A 13,073-nucleotide genomic window follows, 5' to 3' on the forward strand; every position below is an offset into this window, starting at 1 on the left:
GGGGCGCGGTTGGCGGCGGTCACCAGCGTCCGGGAGGGCGGCCCCGAGCGCCCGGCGGCCGCATCCCGGGGTGAGCTTCCGGTCGACGCGCTCACCGGACCGGTCCCCGTGACCGGGTTCGCCCAGCACGTCGTCGACGATCTGGGCAGGTACGGGCCGGTCAACCTCCTGGCCGGCGACCTCGACGAGATGTGGTGGGCCTCCAACCGGTCCGGTCGGGGGCCCATGCGGTTGGGCACCGGGGTCCACGGCCTGTCCAACGCGGCACTCGACACCCCGTGGCCCAAGGTCGTCGGCGCGGTCGCGCAGGTGCGAACCCTCCTGGGCACCGAGGCGATCTCCGGTCAGGACTGGTCGGGCCCCCTGCTCGACCTGCTCGCCGATCGCCGCAAAGCGCCGATCCGGCACCTGCCGCGGACGGGGGTCCCGCTCTGGCACGAGTGGCGCCTGTCGTCGCGGTTCGTCCGGATCGGCCGGTGGTACGGGACCCGGTCGACGACGGCGGTGAGGATCGACGAGCACGGTACGGCCGACGTTGTCGAGCGCACCTGGGACGCCCGGGGACGCGTCGCGGGGACGGTCACCGCCCGGCTCTGAGTGCAGAGCCGCGCGGTGACCGCCCCCGGGGCGGTCTCGCCGGTGTGGCCGTCCGGCCAGCGTGTCCGACTATCCGACGGTCCAGGTGTTGCTGCCGTCGAGCAGGGACTGCAGGTCCGCCGGTGCGGTCTCCTTGGCGGCGGCGACCTGGGCGCGGGCCTGGTCGTCGTAGGTCTCGCGGTGCACCTGCCGGATGATGCCGGTGACGGTGTACTCGAGGTCCTGGCTGGACAGGTTCGCCAGCGCGTGCGCGTAGGAGGGGTCCTCGGCGTGGGCGTCGTGGACGATGATGTCGGCCTCGTCGACCTCGGCGGTCGCCGCGACCTTCAGCGAGAAGCCGGAGCGGATCACGCAGTGCTGCCCGTCGTCGCCGAAGATGATCTTCTCGCCGTGGCGGACTGCGATGAGGTGGTCGCCGGCGTCCTCCTTGCGCAGCAGGTCGAACGAGCCGTCGTTGAAGATCGGGCAGTCCTGCAGGATTTCCACGAAGCTGGTGCCGCGGTGGCGGGCGGCGGCCTCGAGGACCTCGGTCAGACCCTTGCGATCCGAGTCCAGGGCGCGGGCCACGAAGCTCGCCTGGGCGCCGAGCACCAGCGACAGCGGGTTGAACGGGTGGTCCAGCGACCCCATGGGGCTGGACTTGGTGACCTTGCCCGGCTCCGAGGTGGGCGAGTACTGGCCCTTGGTCAGCCCGTAGATCCGGTTGTTGAACATCAGGATGTTGAGGTTGACGTTGCGGCGGAGGGTGTGGATGAGGTGGTTGCCGCCGATCGACATGGCGTCGCCGTCACCGGTGACCACCCACACCGACTGGTCCGGGCGGGCGGTGGCCAGCCCGGTGGCGATCGCCGGGGCGCGCCCGTGGATCGAGTGCATCCCGTAGGTCTCGAGGTAGTACGGGAAGCGGCTCGAGCAGCCGATTCCGGAGATGAACGTGATGTTCTCGCGCTTGAGACCGAGCTTGGGCAGCAGGGCGCGGATGGTGGCCAGGATGACGTAGTCGCCACAGCCGGGGCACCAACGCACCTCCTGGTCGGAGGTGTAGTCCTTGGGCTTCTGCGGCGCATCGCTCTTGGGTACGGAGGCCAACGCGTCCAGGGGCAGCGGGCTGCCCACGAGTCCGGGTTCGGTGGTGGTCATGGAAATCCTCTCCTCGCTCGCGGGTCAGCGGGTTCGGTTGGCGGTGGTGGTGCCGGTGGCGGTGTGGCCGATCCGCCGGTTGCGCGCAGCGGGCTCGCCGGTCGTGGTGATGACCCCGTCGAGCGCCAGACGGTACTTGTCGTGCTCGGTGTGGGTGAGTCGCCCGGCGAACTCCGCCTCGATGGCGGTCTGCAGCTCCTCGGCCGAGAACGCCATGCCGTGCACCTTGGTGATGGGCTGGATCTGAGCCGGGAAACGGGCCTTGAGCAGCATGGCGAGCTGTCCCAGGTTCATCTCCGGAACGAGCACCCGGTGGTACTTGGCGAGCACCTCGCCGATATTGTCCGGGAGCGGGTTGAGGTGGCGGACATGCGCGCGGGCCACGCGGTGGCCGTTGGCGCGGGCGCGGCGGACCGCCTCCCCGATGGGGCCGTAGGACGATCCCCAGCCCACCACCAGGACGTCGGCCTCGCCGGACGGGTCATCGACCTCGAGGTCGGGCACGTCGATGAGCGCGATCCGCAGGGCCCGGGTCCGGGTCATGAGGTCGTGGTTCTCCGCGGTGTACGAGATGTTGCCGGTGCCGTTGGCCTTCTCCAGCCCGCCGATGCGGTGCTCGAGACCGGGCTCACCCGGGACCGCCCAGTCGCGGGCCAGCGTCTCGGGGTCACGGGCGTAGGGGAGGTAGTCCCCGGCGGCCTCGGTCTCTCCGTCGGCGCCGGTCGCGGGCGCGGTGGCGAGGTTCTTGTCGATCGCCGGCAGGTCGGCCACGTCCGGCAGGAGCCACGGCTCGGAGCCGTTGGCGATCGCGCCGTCCGACAGCACGATGACGGGGGTGCGGTAGGTGACCGCGATCCGCGCCGCCTCACGGGCGATCTCGAAGCAGTCCGAGGGCGACTGCGGGGCGATCACCGCGACGGGCGACTCTCCGTTGCGCCCGAACAGCGCCTGCAGAAGGTCCGACTGCTCGGTCTTGGTGGGTAGCCCGGTCGAGGGGCCACCGCGCTGGACGTCGATGATCACCAGCGGCAGCTCGGTCATGACGGCCAGGCCGATGGCCTCGGACTTGAGAGCGAGGCCGGGGCCGGAGGTCGAGGTGACGCCCAGCGCCCCGCCGTAGGAGGCGCCGAGGGCGGCGCCGATGCCGGCGATCTCGTCCTCCGCCTGGAAGGTGGTCACGTCGAACTGCTTGAGCTTGCTCAACTCGTGCAGGATGTCCGAGGCGGGCGTGATGGGGTAGGTGCCCAGGAACACGGGCATGTCCGCCGACCTGCCCGCGGTGACCAGGCCGTAGGCCATCGCCGTGTTGCCGGTGATCTGACGGTAGCGACCCTTCGGCAGCTGGGCCGGCATGATCTCGTACTCCGAGGCGAAGGCCTCGGTGGTCTCGCCGTAGTTCCAGCCCGCGTGCAGGGCCAGGACGTTGGCCTCGAGGATGGCGGGCTTCTTGCCGAACTTGCTGCCCAGGAACTTCTCGATCGAGTCGACCGTGCGCCCGTACATCCAGGTCAGCAAGCCCAGCGCGAACATGTTCTTGCAGCGCTCGGCGTCCTTCTTGCCGATGTCCACGGACTCGACGGCGCCGATGGTCAGCGTGCCCATGGCCACCTCGTGCACCTGGAACGCCTCGAAGGCCGGGGAGCCGAGGGGGTTGGACTCGTACCCCACCTTGGTGAGGTTGCGCTTGGTGAACTCGTCCGAGTTGACGATGAGGATGCCGCCGGAGGGCAGGTCGTCGATGTTGGCCTTGAGCGCGGCCGGGTTCATCGCCACCAGCACGTCGGGGCGGTCCCCGGCGGTGAGGATGTCGTAGTCCGCGATCTGGATCTGGAAGCTCGACACCCCGTGGATCGTGCCCTGGGGGGCCCGGATCTCGGCCGGGTAGTTGGGCTGGGTCGCCAGGTCGTTGCCGAAGGCCGCGGCCTCCGAGGTGAACTGGTCACCGGCGAGCTGCATGCCGTCGCCCGAGTCACCCGCGATGCGGATGACCACCTTGTCCAGCTTGGTCTTGGACGAGTTGCCCACCGGTGCTGACCTCCGTTGCGTCTGAGATGATCGGGGCTGGTCGTGACTCCCGTACGGCCACCGACGGTACGCCGGTTCCGGCGCGACCCGTGGCCGCGGCGGAATTGGAAAACGGTAACACGTTCCAGTTAGGCGTAGTGCCCCCTCGTCATCACCATAGACCGGTCTGTCTATCCGTGCCAATCGGCGGGAGTGCGCGCGGCCCCCGGGCGAGGTGTCCGGGGGCGTGCGAGCCCGATGACCTCGATGACCGGAGACGCCGGCGACGGCGACGGCCACGGCGACGACCACGACCACGACGACGACGACGAGGCGGCCCGGTGCGAACGGAGACATATATATAGGGATGCGTCCGCGCACCGATCCCCACCGGGTCGCCGATCTCTCACCGTCACCAGGGCACCTCGGCCCACCTCCGCATGGGGGAGGAGAGGGCGGAGTACCGGCGCCCGTCCACGGCCTCGGGGGTGGAACCGCGGCGGAACGCGACTCTCGGGGAGCGCCCCTGGCCTGGTATGAATTCTCATAGACAGGCCCCGGCACGCGTACCGTATCCGGGACCGGAGTTCGGCGACACACGTCGCCGATGGATCAGCGCAGGTTGGGAGCAGTTCAGTGGCGAGCAAGCAGACAGCATCGGGCGGAAAGCGGAGCCTGGTGATCGTCGAGTCCGCCACCAAGGCCCGCAAGATCCAGCCCTACCTGGGGTCCGACTACGTGGTCGAGGCGTCGGTCGGCCACATCCGTGACCTGCCCAAGGGCGCCGCCGACATCCCGGCCAAGTACAAGAAGGAGCCGTGGGCGCGGCTCGGCGTGAACCCGGAGGACAACTTCGAGCCGATCTACGTGGTGAGCGCGGACAAGAAGAAGAAGGTCGCCGAGCTCAAGAAGGAACTGGCCGGCGTGGACCAGCTCCTCCTGGCCACCGACCCCGACCGCGAGGGTGAGGCGATCGCCTGGCACCTGCTCGAGGTGCTCAAGCCCAAGGTCCCGGTCAAGCGCATGGTGTTCCACGAGATCACCAAGCCCGCGATCCTCGCCGCCGCCGAGAACACCCGCGAGCTGGACACCGACCTGGTCGACGCCCAGGAGACCCGCCGGATCCTCGACCGTCTCTACGGATACGAGGTCTCCCCGGTCCTGTGGAAGAAGGTCATGCCGCGGCTCTCCGCGGGCCGCGTGCAGTCCGTGGCCACCCGCGTGATCGTCGAGCGCGAGCGGGAGCGCATGGCGTTCGTCGCCGCCGACTACTGGGACATCACCGCGACCCTGACGACGCAGCAGGCCACCGGCGGGGACGCGGGGGAGCCGCGCAGCTTCACGGCCCGTCTCGCCGCGGTGGACGGTGCCCGGGTCGCCCAGGGCCGCGACTTCGGCCAGAACGGCCGCCTCAAGACCACGGGCGCGGCCAAGGACGCGGTGGTGCTCGAGGAGGCCGCGGCCCGTGCGTTGTCGGACGCCCTCGACGGTGCCGACTTCGTGGTCGACTCCGTGGAGTCCAAGCCGTACACCCGGCGCCCCTACGCGCCGTTCATGACCTCGACGTTGCAACAGGAGGCCGGCCGCAAGCTGCGCTACACCTCCGAACGCACCATGCGCATCGCCCAGCGGTTGTACGAGAACGGCTACATCACCTACATGCGTACCGACTCCACGACGCTGTCCGAGGGCGGCATGTCGGCCGCGCGTGCGCAGGCCACGGAGTTGTACGGCAGCGAGTACGTCTCGCCCACCCCGCGTCAGTACACCCGCAAGGTCAAGAACTCCCAGGAGGCGCACGAGGCCATCCGCCCGGCCGGGGAGTCCTTCGCGACGCCCGGTCAGCTGCACAGCGCGCTGGATGCCGAGGAGTACCGCCTGTACGAGCTCATCTGGCAGCGCACGGTCGCCTCCCAGATGGCCGACGCCAAGGGCACGTCGGTGAGCATCCGGATCACGGGCGCCGCGGGCGAGAACCCGTCCGGGTACAGCCGGGCCACCTTCGCGGCCTCGGGCCGCACCATCACGTTCCCCGGCTTCCTCAAGGCGTACGTCGAGGCCGCCGAGGAGTCCACCGAGTCGTCCGACAAGCCCATGGCGGACGACGCCGAGCGGCGGTTGCCCCGGCTCAGCGAGGGGCAGGCGCTCACGGGTTCGGATCTGTCCGCCGACGGCCACACCACCAGCCCGCCGGCCCGCTACAACGAGGCGAGCCTGGTCAAGGTCATGGAGGAGATGGGCATCGGCCGCCCCTCCACCTACGCCAGCATCATCCGCACCATCCAGGACCGTGGGTACGTGTACTCGCGGGGCAACGCCCTCGTACCCAGCTGGGTGGCGTTCGCCGTGATCGGTCTGCTCGAGCAGAACTTCGGTCGACTGGTGGACTACGACTTCACCTCGCTCATGGAGGACGAGCTCGACGAGATCGCCGAGGGGCGCGAGAACCGCGACGACTGGCTGCGTCGCTTCTATTTCGGTGACCCCGACGGCGCCGGGTCGGCCGGGGACGGGGATCACGCGGTCGGGCTCAAGAACCTCATCGACGTGAACCTCGAGGCCATCGACGCCCGCAGCATCAACTCCATCCGGGTCTTCGACGACTCCGAGGGACGACCGGTCCACGTCCGTGTCGGGCGCTACGGTCCGTACCTCGAGCGCATGGTCGCGGGGGAGGGCGGCGAGCAGGAGTCGCAGCGCGCCAACCTGCCGGAGGGGATGAGCCCCGACGAGCTCACGCTCGAGGTGGCCGAGAAACTCTTCGCCACCCCGCAGGACGGGCGTCCGCTGGGCGTGGATCCCGAGACCGGTCACGAGATCGTGGTCAAGGACGGCCGATTCGGCCCCTACGTCACCGAGAAGCTGCCCGAGCCCACCGACGCGGAGAAGGCGCAGTGGGCCAGGAAGGTGCTCGCCGACGCCGAGGCGGAGAAGAAGCGTATCGACGCCGAGCGCGACGCCGCGATGGCGGCCGCGAAGGATGACGAGGCCAAGGCGGAGGCCAAGAAGGCCGCGACCAAGGCCAAGTCCGCCGTGACCCGCAAGGCCAAGAAGGAGTCCGACAACCCCACCGGCCCCAAGCCGCGGACAGGGTCGCTCATGCAGTCGATGGAGCCGGCCACGGTCACGCTCGAGCAGGCACTCAAGCTGCTGTCGCTGCCGCGGGTGCTGGGCGTCGACCCCACGAGTGGTGAGGAGATCACCGCGCAACTCGGCCGATACGGTCCCTACCTGCGGAAGGGCACCGATTCGCGGACCCTGGACACCGAGGACGCCGTCTTCACCATCACGCTCGAAGAGGCTCTGAAGATCTACTCCGAGCCCAAGCGTCGGGGCCGGCAGGCCGCCGCACCCAAGGCGCTGCGCGAGATGGGGGTCGACGAGGTCTCCGGCAAGCAGATGCTGGTCAAGGACGGGCGGTTCGGGCCGTATGTGACCGACGGGGAGTCGAACGCGTCCCTGCGCAAGGGCGACACCGTGGAGACGCTCACCGACGCGCGCGCCTCGGAACTGCTGTCCGAGCGGCGTGCCAAGTCCCCGCCGAAGAAGGCCGCGGCGAAGAAGGCCCCGGCCCGGAAGTCGCCGGCCAAGAAGGCCACAGCGGGGCGCTGACCCGACCGCGACCGACCCTCCCCACCCCGCCAACCGGGCGACGGCGTCCGCCGACGGTGGGGGTGGGGAGGGAGCTGATCAGGTGTCGGCGGTGTCCAGACCCTCGACGGTGGGGCGCAGTGCCACGTTCCCGGCCTGCCACCGGTCCGCGAGGGTCGGCCGGAGCGGCCGGGCCAGCTGCGTCATGATGCCGCGCCCACGCAGTTCGACGCTGCGTCCCAGCACCCACCTCGCCGCCTCGGGAGCGTCGGCGTTGCGGATCGCGGCGGCCGACGCCAGGACGTGGCCCTGTTCGGACTTGGCCAGGGTGGTCAGGCGTGCGGCCTCGTTGACCGGATCACCGATCACGGTGTACTCGAAGCGCTTGGCGTGTCCGATGTGCCCGGCGATCACGGTGCCGTAGGAGACCCCGATGCCCGCCGAGAGCGGGGAGAGCCCGGCGAGCTGGCTCTGGAGGGCGCGGGCGGCCCGGAGCGCCCGACCGGCCTCGTTCTCGACCTCGATGGGCGCACCGAACACCGCGAGCAGGGCGTCGCCCTGAAACTTGTTGATGTACCCGCCGTTGGTGTCGACGGACTCGACGGCGATCCGGAAGAAGTCGTTGAGCACGGAGACCACCTCGGCCGGCTCGTGGGCCGCAGCGAACTCCGTCGAACCGGTGAGGTCGACGAACAGCACCGCGACCTGGCGTTCCTGCCCGCCCAGTTCGGTGCCCCGCTCGAGCGCGTTGCGTGCGACGTCCTCGCCCACGTAGCGACCGAAGAGGTCCTGGATCGCCTCGCGTTCCTGCAGGCCGGTCACCATCTCGTTGAAGCCCTGGCCCAGTCGGCCGATCTCGGAGCTGTCGTAGATGGTGACGCGGGCCTCGAGGTCGCCCTTCTTGACCCGACCGACGCCCGCCTGCATCTCGCGGACGGGGTCGGCGATGGAGTCCGAGACCAGGCCCATGCCGATCGCGCCGGCGATCACGGCGACGCTGGCCATCACCGCGAGCGCCACGAGGATGTGCCCGGGGTCGTCACCGAACAGCCCGACCCACTGCCCGGTGAGGATCAGCAGGATCCCGGCGACGGGGATGACCGTGGTGAGCGCCCAGCCCAGGAAGATCCGTCGACGGACCCCCGGGACGTGCCGGTTGGCCGGCACGCCCTGGGCGAGGGCGCGGACGGTGATCGGCCGCATGATCCGCTCGGCCTGGAGGTACGAGATCAGGCAGGTGGTGGTCCCGCCGAGGATGCTCGTCACGCCCACCACCAGGGCGAGGCGGGGGGAGTGGGCCACGTTGGCGACGACAAAGACGATGGTGCCGATCAGCCACATGGCCCCGGAGATGAGCGCCTGGTGGAAGGGCAGCCGCAGGGCCCGGTTGCGGATCGCCCCGCCGAACTCCTCACCTGACCGGTCGACCCGGAGTACCGGGAGCAGGAGCAGGGTCGACGCGATGACCCCGCCGATGAACGCCAGCACAAGGTAGCCGATGAACAGGTACTGGTTGAGGAACCGGAACTGGTCCAGGTCGAGGAAGCGGTCCATCGGGAGGACGAAGCGCAGGAACGCGAAGACGAAGACCGCGCCGATGATGTTGGCCTGCACCATCGTGAGGGCATAGACGGGCCAGGGGGTGGCCCACAGCCACCGGAACAGCCTGACCCAACGCTCCATTGGGTCAAGGGTAGTTCCCGGGGCTCGTCACGGGAACGCAGGTGTGACGTAGTGCGGCGATATGGTGGGGCCATGCCAGGGGTGTTCGATCGGTTGGCCGGTCAGTCCGACGTCGTGGCGGAGCTGACCGCCGCGGCGTCGGCGGCGCGTGCGCGGGTGCCGGGCCAGGGGTGGGACGAGTCGGACGCGCGGATGGTCCACGCGTGGCTGTTCACCGGTCCACCGGGGAGCGGACGGAGCGTCGCCGCCACGTGTTTCGCCGCCGCGTTGCAGTGCGAACACCCGGAGATCGTGGGCTGTGGCGAGTGCCGGTCCTGCCACACCGTGCTGGCGGGGACCCACGCGGATGTCCACCTCCTGGCTCCGCAGGGCGTCAACATCCTTCTCAAGGACGTCAAGGAGACCATCCACCGCGCCGCCAGCCGCCCCAGCACCGGTCGCTGGCAGATCGTGGTGGTGGAGGAGGCGGACCGGCTCACCGAGCAGTCCGGCAACGCGCTGCTCAAGGTGGTGGAGGAGCCGCCGAGCCGCACGGTGTTCCTGCTGTGCTCGCCCACGACGGACCCCATGGACATCATGGTCACCCTGCGGTCCAGGTCGAGGAACGTCGCGCTTCGTCAGCCGGACGCCACCGCGGTCGAGAGCGCGCTCCTCGCCGGCGGGGGGATCGACCCCGAGCGGGCGCGGTGGGCTGCGGCGGTCTCCTCCGGACACATCGGCCGCGCCCGGTGGTTGGCCACCGACGAGGCCACCCGGGATCGCCGGGACGTGGTGTTGGAGCTGCCCATGGTCATGCACAACCCCGGCCGGGCGTTCCCGCTGGCGGACCGTCTGGTCAGCGCCGCAGAGCAGGAGGCGCTCGCCCGAAATTCCCAGAACGACGAGCGTGAGGTGGAGGAACTGCGCACCGCGATGGGTGTGGGCGGCACCGGAAAAGGTGCGGTGGCGGCGGGTCGCGGCGCCGCGGGCGCGGTGAAGGAGCTGGAGAAGGCGCAGAAGTCGCGGCGGACCCGCTCCACCCGTGATTCGCTGGACCTGGCGCTGGTCGACCTGGCGGGCTTCTACCGGGACGCGCTCATGGCCGGCCTCGGAGTGGCGGACGTCGCCCCGGTTCACCCGGACAAGGCGGAGGAGTCGGCGCGCCTCGGGGGGCACTATCCGCCGGCGTCGGTGCTGAGGGCCATCGAGGCTATCCAGGAGTGTCGCGCCGCCATCGAGGTCAACGTGAAGCCGAAGTTTGCCGTGTCCGCGATGGTGGGGGCGATACGCGAGGCGCTGGGTTGACGGAGCAGAGTTGATGTACCAGGGTCGATGTACCAGGGTGGAGGCCACCCGCACCCGGGGTACCGGTCGTTTTCCGGCGGCGAGAGCCGGTCGTATATAGTTGCGTCGCCCCACAAGGGCTCGCCGCGTTAGCTCAGTCGGTAGAGCATTTCACTCGTAATGAAAAGGTCGTCGGTTCGATTCCGACACGCGGCTCAGATGGAAGAACGCCCCTGATCTCGGGAAACCGAGGGCGGGGGCGTTCTGCGTCGGAGCCCCAGTCATGTCGCGGTAGGGAGTTCCCGACTGTCCGGTCTGGGTAGACCAGGTCTCCTCAGGGCTTTCGCGCCAGAAAGCTCAGCAGCGCAGTTCCACGCGAGCGTGGCGAACGAACCAACTCTCCCACTGCTCTGGTGTCCACCCTCGTTCACGCGTCAGTCTCAACCACACGGATCTGCCGGTGAGCATCCACATCGCGTCGACGACCGCGTCGGGGGGAGGAGATCCGAGGATGAGCCCGGAGGCCCACCGCACCTCGTCCCAACGGGTGCGTTCCCGTTCTGCGAGTCGCCCCGCGGCGACGTCGTCGACGACGGCGGCCTCGTCGAGAACGTACTGGATGGCGGCCGATCGTTCGTGCGCCCCGCGCAGCCATCTCGCGCCGGCGGCCAGGCGGTCCTCGACAGCTCCCTCGCCCATCTTGACGTAGTCCGGCAACTCGCGGACGGGGGAGTTCGCGCCATCAGACGACGACAGATCAATGCAGGTGTCGAGAAGGGTGAGCTTCCCGTCGAACTGCTGGTAGACGGTCTGCCGGGTGAGGCCTGCGGCGGAGGCGACGTCGGACATCGTCGTGGCCACCCATCCCCGTTCGATGAACATCTCCCGCGCGACGTCCACCACTGCCGCCCGGTTGAGGCGAGCCCGCTCCGCACGGAGCTCCGACGAGTAGGTCCTGGCCATGATCCGAGTCTAGACAGAATTGAGTTTACGATGTGTAATGTCAATTATGGATTCAGGATTCGTCGATACGCGGCTCGGCCGGCTCCACGTCGATGTGGTCGGCGAGGGCCCGCCACTCGTGCTGTGGCACAGCATGTTCGTCGACTCGACGAGCTGGAACCGACTCGTGCCGCTGCTGAAGGGCGCCCATCGTCTCCACCTGATCGACGCACCGTCCTGCGGGAGAAGTGACCCGTTGCGCGAGGCGACGGACATCTCCGCATGTGCGGACGCCGCGATCGAGGTGCTGGAGCATGTCCGGGGGTCGTCCGGGCAGGACGGGGTCGACTGGCTCGGCAATGCGTGGGGTGGTCACGTCGGTATGGAGGTGGCCGCTCGCAGGCCCGACCTGATCCGCAGTCTCGTCGCCGTCAGCGCGCCGACTCGCCCGATTAATCGACTCCTCCGCCGCAAGGTCCGGATGCTGGTCCCGCTCTACCGGCTGATCGGGCCCCGCGGGCCGGTGAGGTCCGCGATCGAGGAGACCATCTTCACCGACCGCACCCGCGCGCACGATCCCGAGGCCGTCGAGGTGTTGCGTGGTGCGCTCGACCGGGCGGGGCGCACGGCGACGATTCGGGCCATCGAGACCGCGATCCTCAATCGTGTCGACCTGCTCTCGGCGGCACTGGAGGTGACGTGCCCGGTCCTGTTCGTCACCACCGACGACCGCGGCGAGTGGACGCCGGAGCAGGCCCGCGCGGTCGCCGCCGAGATGATCGACGCACGCGAGTCGACGGTGTCCGGGGCGCGGGTGATACCCGCGCTCGAACAGCCCGAGTCAACCTTCCTCGCCCTGGGCGAGTTCTGGGCGGGGCTGGATCGCCGCTGATGCGCGAGGTGTTCGGCCATCCTGGGGTTTCCCCGGTGGGGGACCGCCGAACCCATCGGAGCACGGCTCTGCCGATATGGCGAACACTGGCGGTGACGACGACCGCTCGCTACAGTCGAGTAACGGATTACGTAGTTAGATAGCGCGAATTGGCGTCCCCTCGACCGAAGGATCCCTGATGACTACCTCCCCTCTGCTCGTCGAGCGAGCCGACCACATCGAGACGTGGACACTCAACCTGCCGGATTCCCGGAACCCCATCTCCGATCCTGCGATCGTCGACGCCCTGTGTGACCGGGTCGCAGCGGTCAATGCCGACCATGACGTCCGGGCCGTCGTGCTCACCGGCGCCGGCTCGGCGTTCTCCGCCGGCGGCAACGTCAAGGACATGGTCGACAAGGCGGGGATGTTCGGGGGTAGCCCGTACGAGCTCCGTAACGGCTACCGGGGAGGGATCCAGCGGATCCCCCGCGCGCTGTATCACTGCGAGGTGCCGGTGGTCGCGGCCGTCAACGGCCCCGCGGTGGGCGCGGGTTGTGACCTGGCGGTGATGTGCGACCTGCGGGTGGCCTCGACCAAGGCGTGGTTCGCCGAGAGTTTCGTCCAGCTGGGGATCATCCCGGGCGACGGCGGCGCATGGCTGCTGACCAAGGCCATCGGCCCGGCCCGGGCGGCCGAGATGGCGCTCACCGGAGATCGCGTCAAGGCCGAGCAGGCCGCCGCGTGGGGGCTGGTCAACGAGGTCGTGGAGCCCGAGAACCTGCTGGAGGCGGCCCACGCCCTCGCCGCACGGGTGGCCAAGAACCCGCCGCACGCGGTGCGGATGGCCAAGAAGCTGCTCCGCGAGTCACAGCACCAGTCGCTCGAGTCGCTGCTCGAGCTCTCGGCGGCGATGCAGGCGCTCGCGCACCACACCGCCGATCACCGCGAGGCGCTCGCGGCGTTCGGGGAGAAGCGCGCA

9 protein-coding genes and 1 tRNA gene are annotated in these 13,073 nt (G+C 69.6%); 6 read left to right on the plus strand and 4 right to left on the minus strand.

Annotation, left to right across the window (positions count from 1 at the left end):
- Positions 1–597, plus strand: a 597-nt coding sequence (locus tag G6020_RS05265) for an NRDE family protein (RefSeq protein ID WP_182609904.1), incomplete at its 5' end; no start/stop codon positions are given.
- A gap of 69 nt (positions 598–666) precedes the next feature.
- On the opposite strand, the gene G6020_RS05270 is transcribed toward G6020_RS05265, so the two are convergent.
- Positions 667–1,737 carry a 2-oxoacid:ferredoxin oxidoreductase subunit beta gene (locus G6020_RS05270; RefSeq protein ID WP_182609905.1) on the minus strand — a complete coding sequence of 357 codons (1,071 nt, stop codon included), beginning with the start codon at positions 1,735–1,737 and terminating at the stop codon, positions 667–669.
- A gap of 24 nt (positions 1,738–1,761) precedes the next feature.
- Positions 1,762–3,762, minus strand: coding sequence for a 2-oxoacid:acceptor oxidoreductase subunit alpha (locus G6020_RS05275; protein ID WP_182609906.1), 2,001 nt, complete (start codon positions 3,760–3,762; stop codon positions 1,762–1,764).
- Between the two features lie 615 nt (positions 3,763–4,377).
- On the opposite strand from G6020_RS05275, the gene topA reads away from it, so the two are divergent.
- Positions 4,378–7,353 carry a type I DNA topoisomerase gene (topA, locus tag G6020_RS05280; RefSeq protein WP_182609907.1) on the plus strand — a complete coding sequence of 992 codons (2,976 nt, stop codon included), beginning with the start codon at positions 4,378–4,380 and terminating at the stop codon, positions 7,351–7,353.
- A gap of 78 nt (positions 7,354–7,431) precedes the next feature.
- On the opposite strand, the gene G6020_RS05285 is transcribed toward topA, so the two are convergent.
- A complete protein-coding gene (locus G6020_RS05285) occupies positions 7,432–9,015 on the minus strand; it encodes an adenylate/guanylate cyclase domain-containing protein (protein WP_182609908.1) in 1,584 nt (527 codons plus the stop codon).
- Positions 9,016–9,087: 72 nt separating this feature from the next.
- On the opposite strand from G6020_RS05285, the gene G6020_RS05290 reads away from it, so the two are divergent.
- Positions 9,088–10,299, plus strand: coding sequence for a DNA polymerase III subunit delta' (locus tag G6020_RS05290; protein WP_182609909.1), 1,212 nt, complete (start codon positions 9,088–9,090; stop codon positions 10,297–10,299).
- 122 nt (positions 10,300–10,421) lie between these two features.
- Positions 10,422–10,494 (plus strand) — tRNA-Thr (locus tag G6020_RS05295).
- Between the two features lie 141 nt (positions 10,495–10,635).
- Here G6020_RS05295 and G6020_RS05300 read toward each other — a convergent pair.
- Entirely contained in the window at positions 10,636–11,241 is a 606-nt protein-coding gene (locus G6020_RS05300) for a TetR/AcrR family transcriptional regulator (protein ID WP_182609910.1), read from the minus strand.
- Positions 11,242–11,287: 46 nt separating this feature from the next.
- Between G6020_RS05300 and G6020_RS05305 the strand changes: the two genes are divergently transcribed.
- Together G6020_RS05305 and G6020_RS05310 are read left to right on the plus strand one after the other, a co-directional pair.
- The gene (locus G6020_RS05305) at positions 11,288–12,112 is read left to right on the plus strand and encodes an alpha/beta hydrolase (protein ID WP_182609911.1); all 825 of its coding nucleotides are present in this window, start codon (positions 11,288–11,290) and stop codon (positions 12,110–12,112) included.
- A 178-nt stretch (positions 12,113–12,290) separates the two neighbouring features.
- Positions 12,291–13,073: crotonase/enoyl-CoA hydratase family protein (locus G6020_RS05310; RefSeq protein WP_182609912.1), on the plus strand; the 783-nt coding region annotated here is incomplete at its 3' end.

The sequence above is a fragment of the Dietzia sp. B19 genome, from assembly GCF_014145155.1.
GTDB classification, from domain to species: domain Bacteria; phylum Actinomycetota; class Actinomycetes; order Mycobacteriales; family Mycobacteriaceae; genus Dietzia; species Dietzia natronolimnaea.

Excerpts from the sequence above, each read along its gene's own strand:
- G6020_RS05305 (WP_182609911.1), top strand. The coding sequence starts at position 11,288 with ATGGATTCAGGATTCGTCGATACGCGGCTCGGCCGGCTCCACGTCGAT.
- G6020_RS05290 (WP_182609909.1), top strand. The coding sequence starts at position 9,088 with ATGCCAGGGGTGTTCGATCGGTTGGCCGGTCAGTCCGACGTCGTGGCG.
- G6020_RS05285 (WP_182609908.1), bottom strand. The coding sequence starts at position 9,015 with ATGGAGCGTTGGGTCAGGCTGTTCCGGTGGCTGTGGGCCACCCCCTGG.
- G6020_RS05270 (WP_182609905.1), bottom strand. The coding sequence starts at position 1,737 with ATGACCACCACCGAACCCGGACTCGTGGGCAGCCCGCTGCCCCTGGAC.
- G6020_RS05300 (WP_182609910.1), bottom strand. The coding sequence starts at position 11,241 with ATGGCCAGGACCTACTCGTCGGAGCTCCGTGCGGAGCGGGCTCGCCTC.